The organism is Streptomyces roseolus (assembly GCF_014649855.1).
Classification (GTDB): domain Bacteria; phylum Actinomycetota; class Actinomycetes; order Streptomycetales; family Streptomycetaceae; genus Streptomyces; species Streptomyces roseolus.
In genome coordinates, this window is sequence record NZ_BMTV01000091.1 from 1 (window position 1) to 707 (window position 707).

Annotated in this window: 1 protein-coding gene; it reads right to left on the reverse strand. The window is 70.0% G+C overall.

Annotation, left to right across the window (positions count from 1 at the left end; genetic code table 11):
* Window positions 1-707, reverse strand: a 707-nt coding sequence (locus IE245_RS36585) for an ABC transporter ATP-binding protein (protein WP_189955773.1), incomplete at both ends; no start/stop codon positions are given.

The window sequence follows — 707 nt, forward strand, 5'->3', positions numbered from 1 at the left end:
CGGTAGGCGTCGGGGTGGGTGAAGCGGAGGCGGACGTGGCCGCCGGGGATCTGGCGCTTGAGCTGGTCGGGGGTGCCTTCGGCGACGATCTTTCCGCCGTTGAGGACGGCGATGCGGTCGGCGAGTTCGTCGGCTTCTTCGAGGTACTGGGTGGTGAGGAGGACGGTGACGCCGTCGGCGACGAGTTCGCGGATGATCTGCCACATGTTGTGGCGGGAGCGGGGGTCGAGGCCGGTGGTGGGTTCGTCGAGGAAGATGATGCGGGGGCCGCCGACGAGGGTCATGGCGATGTCGAGGCGGCGTTTCATGCCGCCGGAGTAGGCGGAGGCGGGCTTGCCGGCGGCGTCGGTGAGGTCGAAGCGTGCGAGGAGTTCGGTGGCGGTGCGGTGGCCCTCGGCCTTGGGCAGGTGGTGGAGGTCGGCCATGAGGAGCATGTTCTCCAGGCCGGTGATGAGGCCGTCGACGGCGGAGAACTGTCCGGTGACGCCGATGGCGGCGCGGACGCGGTGGGCGTCGGTGTTCAGGTCGTGGCCGGCGACGGCGGCCTGTCCGGCGTCGGCGGTGACGAGGGTGGAGAGGATCTTCACGGCGGTGGTCTTGCCCGCGCCGTTCGGGCCCAGCAGCGCGAAGATCGTTCCTTCGGGGACGGTCAGGTCGACGCCGTCGAGGACGACCTTGTCGCCGTACGACTTGCGCAGACCGTTCGC